This window comes from Pseudomonas sp. EB271-G4-1, from assembly GCF_058791355.1.
This window is the reverse complement of record NZ_JBYTEO010000049.1, coordinates 36,005-54,469: the sequence shown is the minus strand read 5'-3', so window position 1 is coordinate 54,469 and position 18,465 is coordinate 36,005. Positions and strand designations below refer to the sequence as shown.

The following is an 18,465-nucleotide window of genomic DNA, read 5'->3' as shown; positions in this document are numbered from 1 at the left end:
GGCTCGCTCCCACAGGAGAACGCATTCCAATGTGGGAGCGAGCCTGCTCGCGAAGGGGCCAGCTCAGGCAGTGCAAGTCTCAGGTGAACTCGAAGGTATCGGCATCCAGGTTCGCCGGAAAACGCGCGCGATACGCTGCCAGTTCCGCCGCATCCAGCACCACCTTGAACACCCCGTCCGCCTCCCCCGCGCTGAGCAACGTCTCGCCCTGGAAATCCAGCACCTGGCTGTCCCCGGTATAGGCAAAGCCCTTGCCATCGGTGCCGATGCGATTCACCGCTGCCACGTAGCACAGGTTCTCGATGGCCCGCGCCGGCAGCAAGCGGTTCCAGTGCTGGCGCCGTGCGCCCGGCCAGTTGGCGGTGTACAGCAGCAGGTCAGTGTCCTGCGCATCGCGACTCCACACCGGGAAGCGCAGGTCGTAGCAAATCAGCGGCCGCACTCGCCAGCCCTTGAGCTCAAATTGCACCTGGCGTTCGCCGGGGGTGAAGTGCTTGTGCTCGCCGGCCATGCGGAACAGGTGACGTTTGTCGTAGTGCCACACTTCGCCGTCCGGCCGCGCCCACAACAGGCGGTTACGATGGCTGCCATCAGCGGCCTGCACAATCACGCTACCGGTGATCACTGCCTCGAATTTTGCCGCCTGAGCCCGCAACCATTTACTGGTCGGTCCGTTTTCCGCTTCAGCGAGGGTCTCGGACTCCATCGAGAAACCGGTGGTGAACATCTCCGGCAGAATGATCAGGTCCGCGCCGCGAGCCTGTTCCAGCAAGTGCTCGAAATGCTCCAGGTTGGCCTGGCGATCGTGCCAGGCCAGGGTGGTCTGGATCAGCGCAACGGTCAGGTTCGGCAGCGCACTCAGATCACGCATAATTTTTCCGCTGCTTCACGCAGGGTCTCCTCACGTTTGGCAAAGCACAGGCGTATCAGGCGCTGGCCTTCAGGCGGCGTCTGGTAGAACACCGAGATCGGGATGCTCGCAACGCCGTGTTCACGGGTCATCCACAGGGCCATCTCGACGTCGTTGAGATCCGGGCGGATCTGCGAGTAGTCGACCAGCTGGAAATACGTACCGCTTACCCGGGTGAAGCTGAAGCGCGAAGGCGCCAGCAGGTCGCAAAACAGGTCGCGCTTGGCCTGATAGAACGCCGGCAACTCTTCCACGTGTTCCGGGTGTTCGGCCATGAAGTCGGCCAAGGCATACTGCAACGGTGTGACGCCGCAGAAATTCACGTACTGGTGCACCTTGCGCAGCTCTGCCGTGAGCGCCGGCGGCGCGACTACATAGCCGGTTTTCCAGCCGGTGACGTGATAGGTCTTGCCGAAGGAGCTGACCACGAAGGCGCGCTGATACAACTCTTCATGGGCCAGCACACTGACGTGGGGCACACCGTCGTAGACCAGGTGTTCGTAGACCTCATCGCTGATCACATAGATGTCACGATCGCGGATTAACGCCGCCAGTTGGTCCAGCTCCGCACGGTTGATCAGTGCGCCGCTGGGATTGTGCGGAGTGTTGAGGATGATCATCCGCGTACGCGGACTCAGTGCCTGGGCGAGCTTCTGGAAATCGATGCTGAAGTCATCCAACCCCAGTTGCACATGAACGCAACGGCCACCGGCCAGCTCAACCGAAGGCTCGTAACTGTCATAAGCCGGGTCGAACACGATGACTTCGTCACCGCTGTGGATAACGGCCTGGATGGCGCAGAAAATCGCCTCGGTCGCGCCGGGCGTCACGGTCACTTCGTTGTCCACATCGACGCTGACGCCATAGCTGCGGGCGATTTTCGCCGCGATCTGCTGACGCAGTACCGGCAGCCCGGTCATTGGCGAGTATTGGTTGTGGCCATTGGCAATATGCCGGCCGACCGCATCGCACAGGGCCTGCGGAGCAGCGAAATCGGGAAAGCCCTGGGACAGGTTGAGCGCCCCGGTTTGCGCCGCGAGCTGAGACATCTGCGTGAAGATGGTGATGCCGACATTCGGCAGCTTACTGGTGATCATCGAGGATTCCCTGCTCTACACCCGGCTCTAACGGCGGCGCGGGAGAGCCCGAGGATAGCCCAAACGGCGCCCATAAAAAAAGGGCGCCAAAAGCGCCCTTCTTCTCGTCCTACCCTGTGGGAGCGAGCCTGCTCGCGAAGGCGGTGTGTCAGTCGCGATAAACGTTGACTGACAGATTGCATTCGCGAGCAGGCTCGCTCCCACATGAGTGAGGCAAGCCTTAGATCAGCGCTTGTCGCGGCGCTTCTTGTCGGCTTTCTTGTGGTGCGACATCAAGCGACGCTTCTTGTTGACCTGGCGGTCGGTCAGCGAGTTCTTGTTGCCTTCATACGGGTTCTCGCCGCCCTTGAACTCGATGCGGATCGGCGTACCGACCAGCTTCAAGACACGGCGGTAAGTGTTTTCCAGGTAACGCACGTAAGACTTCGGCACCTTCTCGATCTGGTTACCGTGGATCACGATGATCGGCGGGTTCGCACCACCCAAGTGGGCGTAACGCAGCTTGATCCGGCGGTTGTTGACCATCGGTGGTGCGTGCTCGCCAACCGCGTCTTCCAGGATCTGGGTCAGGCGGTTGGTCGGCCAGCGGGTGACCGCGGACTTGAACGAGTTCTGCACCGAGGCGTAAAGGTTGCCCACGCCAGTGCCGTGCAGGGCCGAGATGAAGTGGATGTCGGCGTAGTCAACGAAGAACAGACGACGCTGCAGCTCGACCTTCACGAAGTCGCGCTCGCTCGGCGTCATGCCGTCCCACTTGTTGATCGCGATGACCAGCGCACGACCCGACTCGATGGCGAAGCCCAGCAGGTTGAGGTCGTGGTCCACCACACCTTCGCGGGCGTCCATCACGAAGATCACCACGTTGGCGTCTTTGATCGCCTGCAGGGTTTTGACCACGGAGAACTTTTCGACTTCTTCGTGGATCTTGCCGCGCTTGCGCACACCGGCGGTGTCGATCAGCGTGTACTTCTCGTCGTTACGCTCGAACGGGATGTAGATACTGTCGCGGGTGGTGCCGGGTTGGTCGTACACGATCACCCGGTCTTCACCGAGCATGCGGTTGACCAGGGTCGACTTGCCAACGTTCGGGCGACCGATGATCGCGATCTTGATCCCGTCTTTTTCGCTCGGGCCAGGAATGCGCTTGGCTTCCTCGCCTTCGGCAACGTCCTCTTCCTCGCCTTCTTCCGGCTCGTCTTCGTCTTTCGGGAAGTCGCCCAAGGCGATTTCCAGCAACTGGGTGATGCCACGACCGTGAGCACCGGCGATCGGGATCGCGTGGCCCATACCCAGTGGAGCGAATTCAGCGCGGGCCATTTCCGGGTCGATGTTGTCGACCTTGTTGGCGACCACGTGGGAACGCTTGTTACGCTTGCGCAAATGCTCGGCGATCATCTGGTCGGCGGCGGTGAAACCGGCCTTGGCATCTACCAGGAATAGAACGACATCCGCTTCTTCAATGGCCAGCAGCGACTGCTCGGCCATTTTTTCGTCCATACCATGCTCGTCACCGGAGATACCGCCGGTGTCGACCAGAATGTAGGAACGCCCTTGCCACTTGGCCTCACCGTACTGGCGATCACGGGTCAGACCGGACAAGTCGCCGACGATAGCGTCGCGAGTCCTGGTCAGGCGGTTGAACAAGGTGGACTTGCCGACGTTCGGTCGGCCCACCAGGGCGATTACGGGAACCATGCGGCTCTCCACTTCGTTTATTTCAGAAAATACAAAAGCCGCTGCGAGGGCAGCGGCTGGTGCTCGGGGCAACACTGTGCGCTTGTCTGTGGGAGCGAGCCTGCTCCGGGCGGCGTTCCGACGAAAAACGCCGGAGCACCGCGTTTATTCAGGATGCAAACGTTATCGTTGACGTCCATCGCGAGCAGGCTCGCTCCCACATTCATATCCACAAGTGAAGCAGCCCGGGGGATTAACCCCAAGCATAGTCGTTACTTAATGGTCAGGGCTTCCAGTTTGCCGCTGTTGCCATATACATAAATCGTGTCACCCACCACCAGCGGACGGGCACGCAGGCCGTCGCTGTCGATGCGCTCGCGGCCGACGAATCGACCGTCCACCTGACTCAACAGGTGCAGGTAACCTTCCAGGTCACCGACTGCAACATAACTGGAGAACACTTCTGGAGCCGACAGTTGGCGGCGAGCCAGCGAATCGTTGCTCCACAAGGCTGTGGTGGAACGCTCGTCGACGCCTTCAACGGTGCCCGAGGACAGGCTCACGTAGACGCTGCCGAAACCCTGGGCGACACCGGCATAGCTGGAAGCATCACGCTGCCAGAGTTGCCGACCGCTTTGCAGGTCCAGTGCCGCAACGCGACCCTGGTAGCTGGCGACATAAATCGTCTCACCGGACAACAGCAAGCCGCCATCGATGTCGACAACACGCTCCAGTTCCGAACGACCTTGCGGGATCGCTACACGCTGTTCCCACACCGGCACGCCGTTGGAAATGTCGAGAGCGACCACTTTACCAGTCGAGAAGCCAGCCACCGCGAGGCGGTTGGTCACGATCGGTGCGCTGGTACCGCGCAGGGTCAGTACCGCAGGCGTGCTGTCATACAACCAGCGCTGGTTGCCAGTGGCGGCATCCAGACCGATCAAACGATCGTCCTGGGTCTGGACCACGACCACATCGCCATTGTTGGCCGGCGGTGCGAGGACTTCACTGGACACGCGCGCGCGCCATTTCTCTTCGCCGTTGATGGCGTCCAGGGCAACGATTTCACCCTTGATCGTACCCACCGTCAGCAGACCGTAACCCACGCCAACAGCGCCGGAAACAGGCAGTTCGAGATCTTTCTTCCATTTGACGTCGCCGTTGCTGCGATCCAGCGCCATTACCACACCGGTGACATCGGCGGCATAGATGGTATCGCCATCGATGGCCGGAACCAGCATGTTGTAGGTTTCGCCCTGACCGTCACCGATCGAACGACTCCACTGCTTCTGCAGGACCACTTCTTCCTTGAAGTCGGTCAATTCGGCCGGTGGCAATTCTTTCTTGCTGTTGCTGCTGCAACCCGCGGCCAAAATGGCCAGGGCCAGCAATGCTGCATGCTTCCAACGAATCACGTCACGCATCCCCTTTGGCCAGGTCGTCCAGCTTGATTTGCAGGCCACCGACCGCCGCTTCATCCGACAGTGCCGCCTTGGCTTTTTGATACGCCGCGTGCGCTTCGTCGGTACGACCCAACTGCACCAGCAGGTCGCCCTTGAGTTCTTCGCGAGTGGCCAGGAAGGCCTTGTCGGCATCGCCTTCCAGCAGCTTCAGGGCTTCATCGACCTTGTCCTGCGCGGCCAGTACCTGCGCCAGGCGCTGACGGGCGATTTCGCCCAGTGCCGGGTTGGCCGGCTTGGCGACGATGGCCTTGAGCTCGCTGGCTGCGTCATCGAGCTTGCCACTGTCGACCGCGACTTTCGCCACGAACAGGCTGCCGTATTGCGCATAGGCGCTGCCGCCGAACTCGCTGTTGAGCTTGCCGGCCAGGTCCGAGACACGCGCCGCATCTGGCTTGCCGTCAGGCGTCAGCGTGGTTTCGAGCAATTGCTGATAGAGCATCGAGGCACCTTGCGACTGGTTGCTCTGATACTTCTGGAACGCCTGCCAACCGAACACGATGACCAGCGCCAACAGGCCGCCAGTAACCAGGGGCTTGCCGTTGCGTGACCACCATTCCTTAAAATCCGCCAGCTGTTCGTCTTCGGTACTCGACACCCCAATACTCCTTAATCGCTAATTCGGCTGTTATGACAGCTTCAACCCTGCACGACGCAGGTGGCCAGGTGTGCAGCAAGCGCATCCCAGGCAATGCTTTGTTGTTCGCCCTGGCCACGCAGGGGTTTGAAACCTACCACTTGCTGGGCCATCTCGTCGTCGCCGAGGATCAGTGCGAACAGCGCACCGCTCTTGTCGGCCTTCTTGAACTGGCTCTTGAAGCTGCCAGCGCCGGCATTGACTTGCAGGCGCAGGTTGGGCAACTGGTCGCGCACGCGCTCGGCCAAGGCCAGGCCTGCCAGCTCGGCGGCTTCACCGAAGGCACAGAGGTAGACGTCGACCTGACGGGAGATTTCTTCCGGGATCTGCTCCAGGGTTTCCAGCAGCAATACCAGGCGCTCGATACCCATGGCGAAACCGACGCCGGCAGTAGGCTTGCCGCCCATCTGCTCGACCAGGCCGTCGTAACGACCACCGGCACACACTGTGCCTTGGGCGCCAAGTTTGTCGGTGACCCATTCGAAAACGGTCTTGCTGTAGTAGTCCAGCCCGCGAACCAGCTTCGGGTTGATCACATAGGGGATGCCGGCGGCGTCCAGGCGAGCCTTGAGGCCCTCGAAGTGCACGCGAGATTCTTCGTCGAGGTAGTCGGCCATTTTCGGCGCATCGACCAGAATCGCCTGTGTATCGGCATTCTTGGTGTCCAGGACCCGCAGCGGGTTGGTTTTCAAGCGGCGCTGGCTGTCTTCGTCCAGCTTGTCCAGGTGACCGGACAGGAACTCGACCAGCGCTTCACGATAGCGGCCACGGGACTCGCTGGTGCCCAGGCTGTTGAGTTCGAGCTTGACCGCATCGCGGATGCCCAGCTCGCCCCACAGGCGCCAGGTCAGCACGATCAGTTCGGCGTCGATGTCCGGACCGTCGAGGTTGAAAACCTCGACACCGATCTGGTGGAACTGGCGGTAACGGCCTTTCTGCGGACGCTCGTGGCGGAACATCGGACCGATGTACCAGAGCTTCTGCACCTGGCCACCGCCGGTGATGCCGTGCTCGAGCACCGCACGCACGCACGCTGCCGTGCCTTCGGGACGCAGGGTCAGGGAGTCGCCGTTACGGTCGTCGAAGGTGTACATCTCTTTTTCAACGATGTCGGTCACTTCACCGATGGAGCGCTTGAACAGCTCGGTGAACTCGACGATCGGCATGCGGATCTGCTTGTAACCGTAGTTATCCAGCAGGCGCGAAACGGTGCCTTCGAAATGACGCCACAGGGGGGTCTGTTCGGGCAGGATGTCGTTCATGCCACGAATGGCTTGCAGAGACTTGCTCACATTAAATCCTTAAATTCCGTTCGGCTCTTCAGTCGGCTCAGCCGCGCGCGATAACCGCTGCGTCGGCTTCGACCTTTTCGGCCGCTTTCTCGCGGATCAAGCGTTCAAGCTCATCCACCAGATTGTCATTCGTCAGTTTCTGCGACGGCTTGCCGTCGATGTAAATCAGGTTTGGCGTGCCGCCGGTCAAGCCGATATGGGCTTCCTTGGCTTCGCCCGGCCCGTTGACCACGCAACCGATGACCGCGACGTCAAGCGGCACCAGCAGGTCTTCGAGGCGCCCTTCCAGCTCGTTCATGGTCTTGACCACATCGAAGTTCTGCCGCGAGCAACTCGGGCAGGCGATGAAGTTGATGCCACGGGAACGCAGATGCAGGGACTTGAGAATGTCGTAGCCGACTTTCACTTCCTCGACCGGATCCGCCGCCAACGAGATGCGAATGGTATCGCCAATCCCTTCGGCGAGCAGCATACCGAGGCCCACGGCAGATTTCACCGTGCCTGAACGCAAACCACCGGCTTCGGTGATGCCCAGGTGCAGCGGCTGGACGATTTCCTTCGCCAGCAAGCGGTAGGCTTCGACGGCCATGAACACGTCGGAGGCTTTCACGCTGACCTTGAAGTCCTGGAAGTTCAGGCGCTCAAGGTGTTCGACGTGGCGCAGCGCCGATTCGACCAGCGCGGCAGGCGTCGGCTCGCCGTATTTTTTCTGCAGGTCTTTTTCCAGGGAGCCGGCGTTCACCCCGATACGGATCGGAATGCCACGATCGCGGGCGGCATCGACCACCGCACGCACGCGGTCTTCGCGACCGATGTTGCCCGGGTTGATCCGCAGGCAGTCAACGCCAAGTTCGGCCACGCGCAAGGCGATGCGGTAGTCGAAGTGAATGTCGGCGACCAAGGGCACCTTGACCAGTTGCTTGATCTTGCCGAAGGCCTCGGCGGCGTCCATGTCCGGCACGGACACCCGCACGATATCGACACCCGCGGCTTCCAGGCGATTGATTTGCGCGACGGTCGCAGCTACGTCGTTGGTGTCGCTGTTGGTCATGCTTTGCACAGCGATGGGCGCATCGCCGCCAACAGGTACATTACCGACCCAGATCTTGCGCGATTCGCGACGTTTGATTGGAGATTCGCCGTGCATGACTTATTGACCCAACTTCAGGCGAGCAGTCTCGCCACTGGTGAACGGAGCGACATTGACCGCCTGACCGTTGTAGCTGACCTGCGCGCCGCGGGCATAACCCAGGCGCACGGAAAACGGCGGCTTGCCATTGAGGGAAACGCTTTCGCCTTTACGCTTCAGGCCGCTCAACAGCACCTTGCCGTTGCCGTCGGTGACCTGGGTCCAGCAGTCGGCGCTGTACTGTAGTTGGACCTGGCCCTGGCCTGCCACCGCAGGCGCTGCTGGCGCCGGTGCCGCAGCGGTTGGCGCTGCAACACTTGGAGCAACCGGTGCATTCACCGTCGGCGCTGCAACAGCTGGAGCTGCAGGAACAACCGGGGCTGGCGTCACAGGCGTGGCGGCGGTCGGTGCGGCGGCGGTCGGTGCAACGGGTGCCGGCGCTGGCGTTTCAGCCGGAGCCGGGGTCGCGGAGTCGGCCTGCGGCAATGCCAGGGCCGTGGTGTTTTGCGCCTCACCCTCGGCCACCGCCTGGTCTTCCGGCTCATCCAGCGGATGAATCTGGGTAGTGCCATCGGCACCTTCGACTTCCACGTGTTCTGGGGTGAGGCTGATCAGGTCCTTGGTGCGCAGCGAGGTCTGGTCCTGCCACCAGACAAAACCACCACCCACCACGGCCACCAGCAACAACAGGCTGACAATGCGCAAGATGGTGTGGGACACGCGAACTGGCTCTTCGATACGGCCCAGGCTGTGAACGCTGCTGCCCTTGGAGTCGGTACCGGTGGATTGGTCGAACTGCTGGACCAGGACGGCCTGGTCCATGCCGAGCAATTTGGCATAAGCACGGATATAGCCGCGGGCGAAGGTATGCCCTGGCAGCTTGTCGAAATCGCCGGCTTCCAGATTGCTCAGGGAATTGACGGTAAGGTTGAGCTTAAGGGCCACTTCGGCCAGCGACCAGCCATTGCTTTCGCGGGCCTGGCGCAAGGTCTCACCGGGGTTAACGCGATTCGCTGCTACAACTTCGGGATGCGCCGCTTTCATCATTGCTCCGACAGGTATTGCTGATATTCCGATGTACCGGGATAAAGTCGTTTTAATTGCAGGCCCGCACTGGCGGCCTTGTCGCGATCATCAAACACTTTTGCCAGGCGAATGCCGAGCAATAGACTACGTGCATTTTGCTCGGCAAGCAGGCTAAAACGGTCGTAAAAGTCACGCGCGGGCACATAATGCCTGTCTTCGTAAGACAACTCAGCCATTTCCAACAATGCCCGAGGCTGTTGTCGATTCAAACGCAGGGCTTTTTCCAGTTGCTGCTGGGCCAACTCGCGCTGGCCGAGCATCGAAGCCGTCATGCCCAGGTTCTCGAACACGCGCGAACGCTCAGGATACAGGGTATCGGCGGCGGCCTGCTCGAAACGCTCGTAGGCTTCCTTGTAACGTTTCTGCTCGTAGAGAAAGCTGCCGTAGTTGTTGAGGATTCGCGCATCGGCGGGACGGGAAGCCAGCGCCTTGCGAAAATGCTGGTCAGCCAGTTCCGGCTCCATTTCGGCCTGGAACACCAACCCCAGCGCGGCATTGGCGTCCGGGTCTGCGGCGTCCAGCTCCAGCGCCTTCTTCAGAGGCACTTTTGCTCGCTCGGTCATGCCTTGTTGCAAATAACCGATGCCCAGTTGCACGTAGGCCTCGAGCGCCTCGCCACGGCCTTTGCTGGTCTTCATCGGGTTGTAGTCGCCCGAAAGCACACAGCCAGCGCACAGGCTGGCCATTAGCAAAAGCAGCGCAAAGCGCAGGGACATGGAGATCCTCTCTTGATTACTTCGCAGCGTTCGACGCCATATCGTTGTCGGCGCTCAGTTCACGCACGGCGATATAACGTTCGCTGCGACGGGTGCGATCCAGCACCTGCCCTACCAATTGACCACAGGCCGCGTCGATGTCTTCACCACGGGTGGTGCGTACAGTGACGTTGAAACCGGCATGATGAAGCTGATCCTGGAACCGACGAATGGCATTGTTGCTAGGCCGCTCGTAACCGGAGTGCGGGAACGGGTTGAACGGGATCAGGTTGATCTTGCACGGGATGTTCTTGAGCAGCTCGATCATTTCAACGGCGTGCTCGACCTTGTCGTTCACGTCCTTGAGCAAGGTGTACTCGATGGTCAGCACGCGCTTTTCGCCCAGGGACGACATGTAGCGCTGGCACGACTCGAGGAGCATCTTAAGCGGATACTTCTTGTTGATCGGCACCAATTGGTTACGCAATGCGTCATTCGGTGCGTGCAGGGACAACGCCAGGGAGACGTCGATGTGCTTGGACAGCTCATCGATCATCGGCACCACGCCGGAGGTCGACAGGGTCACGCGGCGCTTGGAAATGCCGTAGCCCAGGTCGTCCATCATCAGGTGCATGGCCGCGATGACGTTGTCGAAGTTCAGCAGCGGCTCACCCATGCCCATCATCACCACGTTGGTGATGGCACGGTCGACGGTTGCCGGGACGCTGCCAAAGGATTTGTTGGCAATCCACACCTGGCCGATGACTTCGGCGGCGGTGAGGTTGCTATTGAAGCCTTGCTTGCCGGTGGAGCAGAAACTGCAATCCAGGGCACAGCCTGCCTGGGACGAAACGCACAAGGTGCCGCGCTTGCCCTGGGGAATGTACACGGTCTCGACGCAGCTGCCGGACGCCACGCGCACCACCCACTTGCGGGTGCCGTCGCTGGAGATGTCCTCGCTGACCACTTCCGGACCGCGAACTTCAGCAACGGCCTTGAGCTTCTCGCGCAGGGCCTTGCTGACGTTCGTCATGGCGTCGAAATCATCGACGCCAAAGTGGTGAATCCATTTCATTACCTGACCGGCACGGAAACGCTTCTCCCCGATTGAGTCGAAGAATTTTTCCATTTCCTGTTGAGTCAGACCCAGCAGGTTGGTTTTTACAGTCGATGTAGTCATGGATTCACCTTCACTCTTAAGCCAATGCTTAGCGAGTGGTTACTTCAGTAGCTGCGAAGAAGTATGCGATTTCGCGAGCGGCAGCGGCTTCGGAGTCCGAACCGTGTACGGCGTTGGCGTCGATCGATTCAGCGAAGTCAGCACGGATGGTGCCGGCAGCAGCTTCTTTAGGGTTGGTAGCGCCCATCAGCTCACGGTTGCGAGCGATGGCGTTTTCGCCTTCCAGAACCTGGACAACAACCGGACCGGAGGTCATGAACGCTACCAGGTCACCGAAGAAACCGCGCTCGCTGTGCTCAGCGTAGAAGCCTTCGGCTTCGGCTTTGGACAGTTGCTTCATTTTCGAAGCTACAACGCGCAGGCCAGCGTCTTCGAAACGGGAAACGATCTTGCCGATCACGTTTTTAGCAACGGCGTCAGGCTTGATGATGGAGAAAGTACGTTGAACAGCCATGGTGTAACTCCAGAAACGGTAATTTGCGAAAAATTAAACCCGCGAATTATACGCGGGTTCTTGGGTATTGCCTAACTGTGTACAGGTCGCCAGCTCTGTAGGAGCTGCCGAAGGCTGCGATCCTTTGATCCTGGCCTTTCGCTTGAGATTCAAGTGGCACCGGAAAGATCGCAGCCTCGCTTCGCGAGTCAGCTCCTACAAGCGTTCTTCGATCCAGTGGGCCTGAATGGCCTCCAGGATCTTTTCGCCACAATGCTCAGGCTTGTCGTCGAATTCGGGCAATTCCATCACCCATTTACGCAGATCGACGAAGTTGACCGACATAGGGTCCACTTCAGGCTTGCTTTCAGCCAGCTGGATCGCGATTTCCAGCACATCCGTCCACTTGAGACTCATGACAGTTCCTTGAATCAGTGCGGCGCTTCGGCTGCGTGGTTGAGCGAGTACTTCGGAATTTCAACGGTCAGGTCTTCGGTGCCGACCTTGGCCTGACAGCCCAGGCGCGACTCACGCTCCAGCCCCCAGGCCTTGTCGAGGTAGTCCTCCTCCAGCTCGTCAGCCTCTTCCAGCGAATCGAAACCTTCGCGGATGATGCAGTGGCAGGTGGTGCAGGCGCAGACGCCGCCACAGGCACTTTCCATCTCGATATGGTGTTCGTGAGCCAGCTCGAGGATGGAAATACCCGGCTCAGCCTCGACGACCATGCCTTCAGGGCAAAACTTCTCGTGTGGCAGAAAAATGACCTGCGGCATCGTTATTCCTCAATCTCATTCAGGTTGCGCCCCGCCAGCGCGGCTTTCACCGTCGAGTCCAGGCGGCGGGCAGCAAAGGCGTCGGTCACTTGCGACAGACGCTTGGTCTGCTGCTCGATGGCGTAGCCATCGGTACCTTTCATCAGTTCGGTCAGTTCCTGCACTTGCAGTTCGATGACCATGCGCTCGTCGGCGTCCAGCAAGCGCTCGCCGTCAGCTTCCAGGGCGGCCTGTACCGCCTCGATCAGGCGCTGGGCATCGACCTGCTGCTCACGCAGAACGCGGGCAACCTTGTCGTCGTTGGCGTGCTGGAACGAATCCTTGAGCATCTTGGCGATTTCGCCGTCGGTCAGGCCGTAGGACGGCTTGACCTGGATACTGGCCTCGACGCCCGAACCCAGTTCGCGAGCGGAAACACTGAGCAAGCCATCGGCATCGACCTGGAAGGTCACGCGAATCTTCGCCGCGCCGGCCACCATCGCCGGAATACCGCGCAATTCGAAGCGCGCCAGGGAGCGGCAGTCGCTGATCAGCTCGCGCTCGCCCTGCAACACGTGGATCGCCATGGCCGACTGGCCATCTTTGTAAGTCGTGAAGTCCTGCGCCCGAGCGACGGGGATGGTGGTGTTGCGTGGAATCACCTTCTCCATCAGGCCGCCCATGGTTTCCAGGCCCAGGGACAACGGAATCACGTCCAGCAGCAGCAATTCATCGCCATCGCGCTTGTTGCCGGCCAGGGTATCGGCCTGGATCGCGGCACCGATGGCCACCACTTGATCCGGGTCGATTTCAGTCAGAGGCTGGCGCCCAAAAGCTTCGGCGACAGCTTCGCGAACACGAGGCACGCGAGTCGAGCCGCCAACCATGACCACCGCATGCACGTCTTCCAGCTCTACACCGGAATCACGCACCGCGCGGCGACAGGCTTTCAGGCTGCGCGCGATCATCGGCTCGATCAAGGCATCGAAGGCTTCGCGGGTCAGCTCGGCTTTCCAGTCGCCATGAGTCACTTCGACCGACGAGGCGTTGGTCAGGGCTTCCTTGGCGGCGCAAGCCGTTTGCAGCAGCTGACGCTGCGCACCCGGATCGAGGTTGGCGGACAGACCGGCGCTCTCGATGATCCAGCCAGCAATTGCGTGGTCGAAGTCATCACCGCCCAGGGCGCTGTCGCCGCCGGTAGCCAGGACTTCGAACACACCGCCGGTCAGGCGCAGAATCGAAATATCGAAGGTGCCGCCGCCCAGGTCATAGATGGCAACCAGGCCTTCGGCGTGCTGGTCCAGACCGTAAGCCACCGCCGCGGCGGTCGGCTCGTTGAGCAAACGCAGCACATTCAGGCCGGCCAGTTTGGCCGCATCCTTGGTGGCTTGACGCTGGGCATCGTCGAAATAGGCCGGAACAGTGATGACCGCACCTACCAGCTCGCCGCCCAAAGTGGCTTCGGCACGCTGGCGCAAGACCTTGAGGATGTCCGCCGAGACTTCGACCGGGCTTTTCGGCCCCTGGATCGTCTCGATGAACGGCATGTGCGACTCGCCGCCGACAAAGCGGTACGGCAACTGATCACCCAATTGCTTGACGTCGGACAAACCACGACCCATCAAGCGCTTGACCGACAGCACGGTGTTCAAGGGATCGGTGGCGGCAGCCAGCTTGGCGGATTCGCCAACCTCGACGCGATCGGCGTGATAGCGCACGGCAGACGGCAGGATGACCTGCCCTTGCGCATCAGCCAGCGGCTCGGAAAGACCACTGCGCAACGCAGCGACCAGCGAATTGGTAGTGCCCAAGTCGATCCCCACAGCCAGGCGACGCTGGTGCGGTTGAGGACTTTGGCCGGGTTCGGCGATCTGCAGTAGGGCCATCGTTATCAGGACTTATCTGTATATCAGGCGTGCGACCGGAGCGGCACTGGGTTAATCGTCGAGGCGCTCTTCCAGCTGGCGCACTTCGTAGGTCAGCTTGTCGAGGAACTGCATGCGCCGCATCAGGCGTTCGGCCTGTTCACGTTGCGCTGCATCATTCCAGCAAGCTGCGAAACTGTCGTTCAGTTTTTCCTGGGCCACTTTCAGGCGGCGCTTGAAGACGGCAACGCCATTGAGGTCGGCGCTGTCCTGCAGGTCTTCGAGCTCTTCGCGCAACTCCATCTGTTGCAGAAGAAACTCCGGATCATGCACCGTGACCTCCAGCGGCAACTCGCCACCATTCAAGGCGAGCAGGTAACGCGCGCGCTTGGGTGGACTCTTGAGCGTCTGGTAGGCCTCGTTGAGGCTCGCGGATTGCTCTAGCGCCAGCCGCTGCTCCCGCTCGGAAGCGTCGGCAAAGCGGTCTGGATGAACACTGCGCGCCAACTCACGGTAGCGCGTAGCCAGCTGGTCGAGATCCAGGTTGAAGCTCGGTTGCAGCTCGAATAAAGCGAAATGACAAGGAGTACCCACGACAAGCCTCAGATGTTGAAGCTTTCGCCGCAGCCACATTCACCGCGCACGTTGGGGTTGTTGAACTTGAAGCCTTCGTTCAACCCTTCCTTGACGAAATCGAGCTCGGTGCCGTCCAGGTAGGCCAGGCTTTTCGGGTCGATGATCACTTTCTCGCCGTGACTCTCGAACACCTGGTCCTCTGCAACCACCTCGTCGACAAACTCCAGCACGTAGGCAAGGCCGGAGCAGCCCGTGGTGCGAACACCCAGGCGAATCCCCTCACCTTTGCCGCGCCCGTCAAGGGAGCGTCGCACGTGTCGAGCAGCCGCTTCTGTCATGCTGATAGCCATCGGTGACTCCTTACTCGTCGCCAAAAACTGAAAGTCAGATCAAGCCTTTCTTCTGCTTGTAGTCGCGAACAGCCGCCTTGATGGCGTCTTCGGCGAGTACCGAGCAGTGAATTTTGACTGGCGGCAGGGCCAGCTCTTCAGCCAGCTGGGTGTTCTTGATGGTTTCCGCTTCGTCCAGGGTCTTGCCCTTCATCCACTCGGTGGCGAGGGAGCTGGAAGCGATAGCCGAACCGCAGCCGTAGGTCTTGAACTTGGCATCTTCGATGATGCCGGCGTCGTTGACCTTGATCTGCAGGCGCATCACGTCGCCGCACGCCGGAGCGCCGACCATGCCGGTGCCGACATCAGGATCTTCCGCGTCCATCTTGCCGACGTTGCGCGGGTTTTCGTAGTGGTCGATGACCTTTTCGCTGTAAGCCATGATTCTCAATCCTCACTCATCAGGGCCGCTCTTGAGACCCTGTAGCTGCGCTTGCGTCAGTCGCCGCGTCGCTACAGGAGCTGTATCTGGCGGCTTCTTTATTTAGTGTGCCGCCCACTCGATCTTCGAGATATCGACGCCGTCTTTGTACATGTCCCACAGCGGCGACAAAGCGCGCAGCTTGGTAACGGCCTCGCAGACTTTCTGCGCGGCATAATCGATTTCTTCTTCGGTGGTGAAACGGCCGAAGGTGAAGCGGATCGAGCTGTGTGCCAGTTCGTCGTTGCGGCCCAGGGCGCGCAGTACGTACGAAGGCTCAAGGGACGCCGAGGTGCAGGCCGAACCGGACGAAACCGCCAGGTCCTTGAGCGCCATGATCAGCGACTCGCCTTCAACGTAGTTGAAGCTCAGGTTCAGGTTGTGCGGAACGCGGGCGGTCATGCTGCCGTTGACGTACAGCTCTTCCAGGTGCTCGACCTGCTTGTAGAAACGGTCGCTCAAGGCCTTGATGCGCACGTTCTCGGCAGCCATGTCTTCCTTGGCTACGCGGAAAGCTTCGCCCATGCCGACGATCTGGTGGGTCGCCAGGGTGCCCGAACGCATGCCGCGCTCGTGACCGCCGCCGTGCATGGTCGCTTCGATGCGAACACGTGGCTTGCGGCTGACGTACAGGGCGCCGATGCCTTTAGGACCGTAGGTCTTGTGGGCGGAGAACGACATCATGTCGACTTTCAGCTTCTGCAGGTCGATCTCGACCTTGCCAGTGGACTGGGCGGCGTCGACGTGGAACAGGATGCCCTTGGAACGGGTCAGTTCGCCGATGGCCGCGATGTCGTTGATGGTGCCGATTTCGTTGTTCACGTGCATGACCGAAACCAGGATGGTGTCGTCGCGCAGTTCGGCTTCGATCATCTCAGGCGTGACCAGGCCGTCGGTGCGAGGCTCGATGTAGGTCACTTCGAAACCTTCACGCTCCAGTTGGCGCATGGTGTCCAGGACAGCCTTGTGCTCGATCTTGGTGGTGATCAGGTGCTTGCCTTTGGTGGCATAGAAATGTGCCGCACCCTTGATTGCCAGGTTGTCAGATTCGGTGGCACCGGAGGTCCAGACGATTTCACGCGGGTCGGCGTTGACCAGGTCGGCCACCTGACGACGGGCGTTTTCGACGGACTCTTCGGCCTTCCAGCCAAACACGTGGGAACGGGACGCCGGGTTACCGAAGTTTCCGTCGACCAGCAGGCATTCACTCATCTTTTGCGCGACACGCGGATCAACCGGGGTAGTCGCAGAGTAATCAAGGTAAATCGGCAATTTCATGGACTATCTCCTAAATCAGGCTGGCTGGCGTGCCGCTAGCTCTCTGGCTGTCATTCGACGGCGGACGCTTCAATCTTGTCCAGGCGTGGCGCCTTGCTGTTGCAACGGCGTTGATCCTGACGCTGGGCTACTTCTTGCACCTCACGGCGAGTCACAAGGTCAGCCAAGCTGATACCGCTCAGAAATTCGTGAATCTGCAAGCTCAGATCGCACCACAAGTGGTGGGTCAGGCAGGTGTCGCCTTGATGGCAATCACCCTGACCCTGGCATTTGGTTGCATCGACCGATTCGTTCACCGCATCGATCACCTGGGCGACCTGGATACCTTGCATGTCGCGTGACAGCTGGTAACCGCCGCCTGGACCGCGAACGCTGGACACCAGATTGCTACGGCGCAATTTGGCAAACAGCTGCTCGAGGTAGGACAGGGAGATGCCTTGGCGCTCGGAGATATCGGCCAGGGACACGGGCCCGTGCTGCGCGTGCAACGCCAGGTCGAGCATGGCGGTCACGGCGTATCGGCCTTTTGTAGTCAGTCGCATGGACAATTACCACGGAGTTCGGAATGAGGCGAGTATGCAATTCCCGAGTATTTAAGTCAACTATAAGACCTAGTACTTTAGTCAGGTTTACCCGCAAAAGAGCGGCCGCATCATATCAGGATCTGCGACTTAATGGCACACCGCTTAGCGCGGTGCCATTGTCTAAATGCGACCTGTAGGAGCTGCCGCAGGCTGCGATCTTTTGATTTTGCTTTTATAAGACAAGATCAAAAGATCGCAGCCTGCGGCAGCTCCTACAGGGGGGGGGAATTCAGCCGGCCTGGCTTTGGTCCTTGTCCTTCACACAGGCGAAGTCTTCTTCGCGCAGCGAAGGCAGGTCCTTGGCACAGTAATTACTGCCCAGGTCCTTCAACGCCCCGCACATCCCCTCCAGACGCCCATCGACCGCCTGCAGGTGGTCGAGCAACTGGTTGATGGCGCGTGCCACCGGGTCCGGCATGTCTTCAGTCACGCCATAGGCATCGAAGCCAATCTTCTCGGCCATGGCCTTGCGCTTGGCATCCAGCTCCTGGTCCGGCTTGACGATGATCCGCCCCGGAATGCCCACCACCGTGGCGCCAGGCGGCACCTCTTTGGTCACAACGGCATTGGAGCCGACTTTGGCACCCGCCCCCACAGTGAACGGGCCAAGCACCTTGGCACCGGCGCCGACCACCACACCATCACCCAGGGTCGGGTGGCGCTTGCCCTTGTTCCAACTAGTGCCGCCCAGGGTCACGCCCTGGTAAATGGTCACGTCATCGCCGATTTCGGCGGTTTCACCAATGACGATGCCCATGCCATGGTCAATGAAGAATCGCCGGCCGACCTTGGCCCCCGGGTGGATCTCGATCCCGGTCAGCCAGCGGCCGAAGTTCGACACCAGCCGCGCCAGCCATTTCAGGTCGGCGCGCCACAGCATCGCCGACAAACGGTGGATCCAGATGGCATGCATGCCGGGGTAGCAGGTCAGGACTTCAAAAGCGTTACGCGCCGCCGGGTCTCGATGGAAAACACTCTGGATATCTTCACGCAAACGCTCAAACATC

20 protein-coding genes are annotated in these 18,465 nt (G+C 60.3%); all 20 read right to left on the bottom strand.

The window, feature by feature from the left end:
- Window positions 1-79 precede the first annotated feature (79 nt).
- The 20 genes from AC3WWR_RS22285 to cysE all read right to left on the bottom strand — a co-directional run bounded on the left by AC3WWR_RS22285 (window position 80) and on the right by cysE (window position 18,464).
- Window positions 80-871, bottom strand: a complete 792-nt coding sequence (locus tag AC3WWR_RS22285) for an amidohydrolase (protein WP_492599058.1) — start codon at window positions 869-871, stop codon at window positions 80-82.
- Entirely contained in the window at window positions 859-2,007 is a 1,149-nt protein-coding gene (locus AC3WWR_RS22280; RefSeq protein WP_432669045.1) for a pyridoxal phosphate-dependent aminotransferase, read from the bottom strand. Before AC3WWR_RS22280 ends, AC3WWR_RS22285 begins: the two co-directional genes overlap by 13 nt.
- Before the next feature lie 225 nt (window positions 2,008-2,232).
- A complete protein-coding gene (gene der / locus AC3WWR_RS22275; RefSeq protein WP_110747055.1) occupies window positions 2,233-3,702 on the bottom strand; it encodes a ribosome biogenesis GTPase Der in 1,470 nt (489 codons plus the stop codon).
- A gap of 251 nt (window positions 3,703-3,953) precedes the next feature.
- Entirely contained in the window at window positions 3,954-5,105 is a 1,152-nt protein-coding gene (gene bamB / locus AC3WWR_RS22270; RefSeq protein ID WP_020795610.1) for an outer membrane protein assembly factor BamB, read from the bottom strand.
- On the bottom strand, window positions 5,098-5,739 hold the full coding sequence (locus AC3WWR_RS22265) for a tetratricopeptide repeat protein (RefSeq protein ID WP_020795609.1): 642 nt from the start codon (window positions 5,737-5,739) through the stop codon (window positions 5,098-5,100). Before AC3WWR_RS22265 ends, bamB begins: the two co-directional genes overlap by 8 nt.
- Before the next feature lie 41 nt (window positions 5,740-5,780).
- Entirely contained in the window at window positions 5,781-7,070 is a 1,290-nt protein-coding gene (gene hisS / locus AC3WWR_RS22260; protein ID WP_020795608.1) for a histidine--tRNA ligase, read from the bottom strand.
- Between the two features lie 37 nt (window positions 7,071-7,107).
- On the bottom strand, window positions 7,108-8,217 hold the full coding sequence (gene ispG / locus AC3WWR_RS22255) for a flavodoxin-dependent (E)-4-hydroxy-3-methylbut-2-enyl-diphosphate synthase (RefSeq protein WP_020795607.1): 1,110 nt from the start codon (window positions 8,215-8,217) through the stop codon (window positions 7,108-7,110).
- A gap of 3 nt (window positions 8,218-8,220) precedes the next feature.
- Complete coding sequence (locus AC3WWR_RS22250) at window positions 8,221-9,243, bottom strand: RodZ domain-containing protein (protein ID WP_492599057.1); 1,023 nt, start codon at window positions 9,241-9,243, stop codon at window positions 8,221-8,223.
- Window positions 9,243-10,001 carry a type IV pilus biogenesis/stability protein PilW gene (gene pilW / locus AC3WWR_RS22245; protein WP_033043496.1) on the bottom strand — a complete coding sequence of 253 codons (759 nt, stop codon included), beginning with the start codon at window positions 9,999-10,001 and terminating at the stop codon, window positions 9,243-9,245. Before pilW ends, AC3WWR_RS22250 begins: the two co-directional genes overlap by 1 nt.
- Window positions 10,002-10,017: 16 nt before the next feature.
- Entirely contained in the window at window positions 10,018-11,160 is a 1,143-nt protein-coding gene (rlmN, locus tag AC3WWR_RS22240) for a dual-specificity RNA methyltransferase RlmN (protein WP_020795604.1), read from the bottom strand.
- Between the two features lie 28 nt (window positions 11,161-11,188).
- Complete coding sequence (gene ndk, locus AC3WWR_RS22235) at window positions 11,189-11,614, bottom strand: nucleoside-diphosphate kinase (protein ID WP_020795603.1); 426 nt, start codon at window positions 11,612-11,614, stop codon at window positions 11,189-11,191.
- A 195-nt stretch (window positions 11,615-11,809) separates the two neighbouring features.
- Complete coding sequence (gene iscX / locus AC3WWR_RS22230) at window positions 11,810-12,010, bottom strand: Fe-S cluster assembly protein IscX (protein WP_020795602.1); 201 nt, start codon at window positions 12,008-12,010, stop codon at window positions 11,810-11,812.
- 14 nt (window positions 12,011-12,024) lie between these two features.
- Entirely contained in the window at window positions 12,025-12,366 is a 342-nt protein-coding gene (gene fdx / locus AC3WWR_RS22225; RefSeq protein WP_020795601.1) for an ISC system 2Fe-2S type ferredoxin, read from the bottom strand.
- 2 nt (window positions 12,367-12,368) lie between these two features.
- Window positions 12,369-14,231, bottom strand: coding sequence for a Fe-S protein assembly chaperone HscA (gene hscA, locus AC3WWR_RS22220; protein ID WP_033043497.1), 1,863 nt, complete (start codon window positions 14,229-14,231; stop codon window positions 12,369-12,371).
- Window positions 14,232-14,282: 51 nt separating this feature from the next.
- Window positions 14,283-14,804 carry a co-chaperone HscB gene (hscB, locus tag AC3WWR_RS22215; protein ID WP_008025499.1) on the bottom strand — a complete coding sequence of 174 codons (522 nt, stop codon included), beginning with the start codon at window positions 14,802-14,804 and terminating at the stop codon, window positions 14,283-14,285.
- A gap of 8 nt (window positions 14,805-14,812) precedes the next feature.
- Window positions 14,813-15,136, bottom strand: a complete 324-nt coding sequence (gene iscA / locus AC3WWR_RS22210) for an iron-sulfur cluster assembly protein IscA (RefSeq protein ID WP_003227904.1) — start codon at window positions 15,134-15,136, stop codon at window positions 14,813-14,815.
- 34 nt (window positions 15,137-15,170) lie between these two features.
- Entirely contained in the window at window positions 15,171-15,557 is a 387-nt protein-coding gene (gene iscU, locus AC3WWR_RS22205) for a Fe-S cluster assembly scaffold IscU (protein ID WP_007974006.1), read from the bottom strand.
- 102 nt (window positions 15,558-15,659) lie between these two features.
- Window positions 15,660-16,874, bottom strand: coding sequence for an IscS subfamily cysteine desulfurase (locus AC3WWR_RS22200; protein ID WP_020795599.1), 1,215 nt, complete (start codon window positions 16,872-16,874; stop codon window positions 15,660-15,662).
- A 50-nt stretch (window positions 16,875-16,924) separates the two neighbouring features.
- On the bottom strand, window positions 16,925-17,416 hold the full coding sequence (gene iscR / locus AC3WWR_RS22195; protein ID WP_007903581.1) for a Fe-S cluster assembly transcriptional regulator IscR: 492 nt from the start codon (window positions 17,414-17,416) through the stop codon (window positions 16,925-16,927).
- A 271-nt stretch (window positions 17,417-17,687) separates the two neighbouring features.
- Window positions 17,688-18,464, bottom strand: a complete 777-nt coding sequence (cysE, locus tag AC3WWR_RS22190; protein ID WP_020795597.1) for a serine O-acetyltransferase — start codon at window positions 18,462-18,464, stop codon at window positions 17,688-17,690.
- Window position 18,465: the final 1 nt, after the last annotated feature.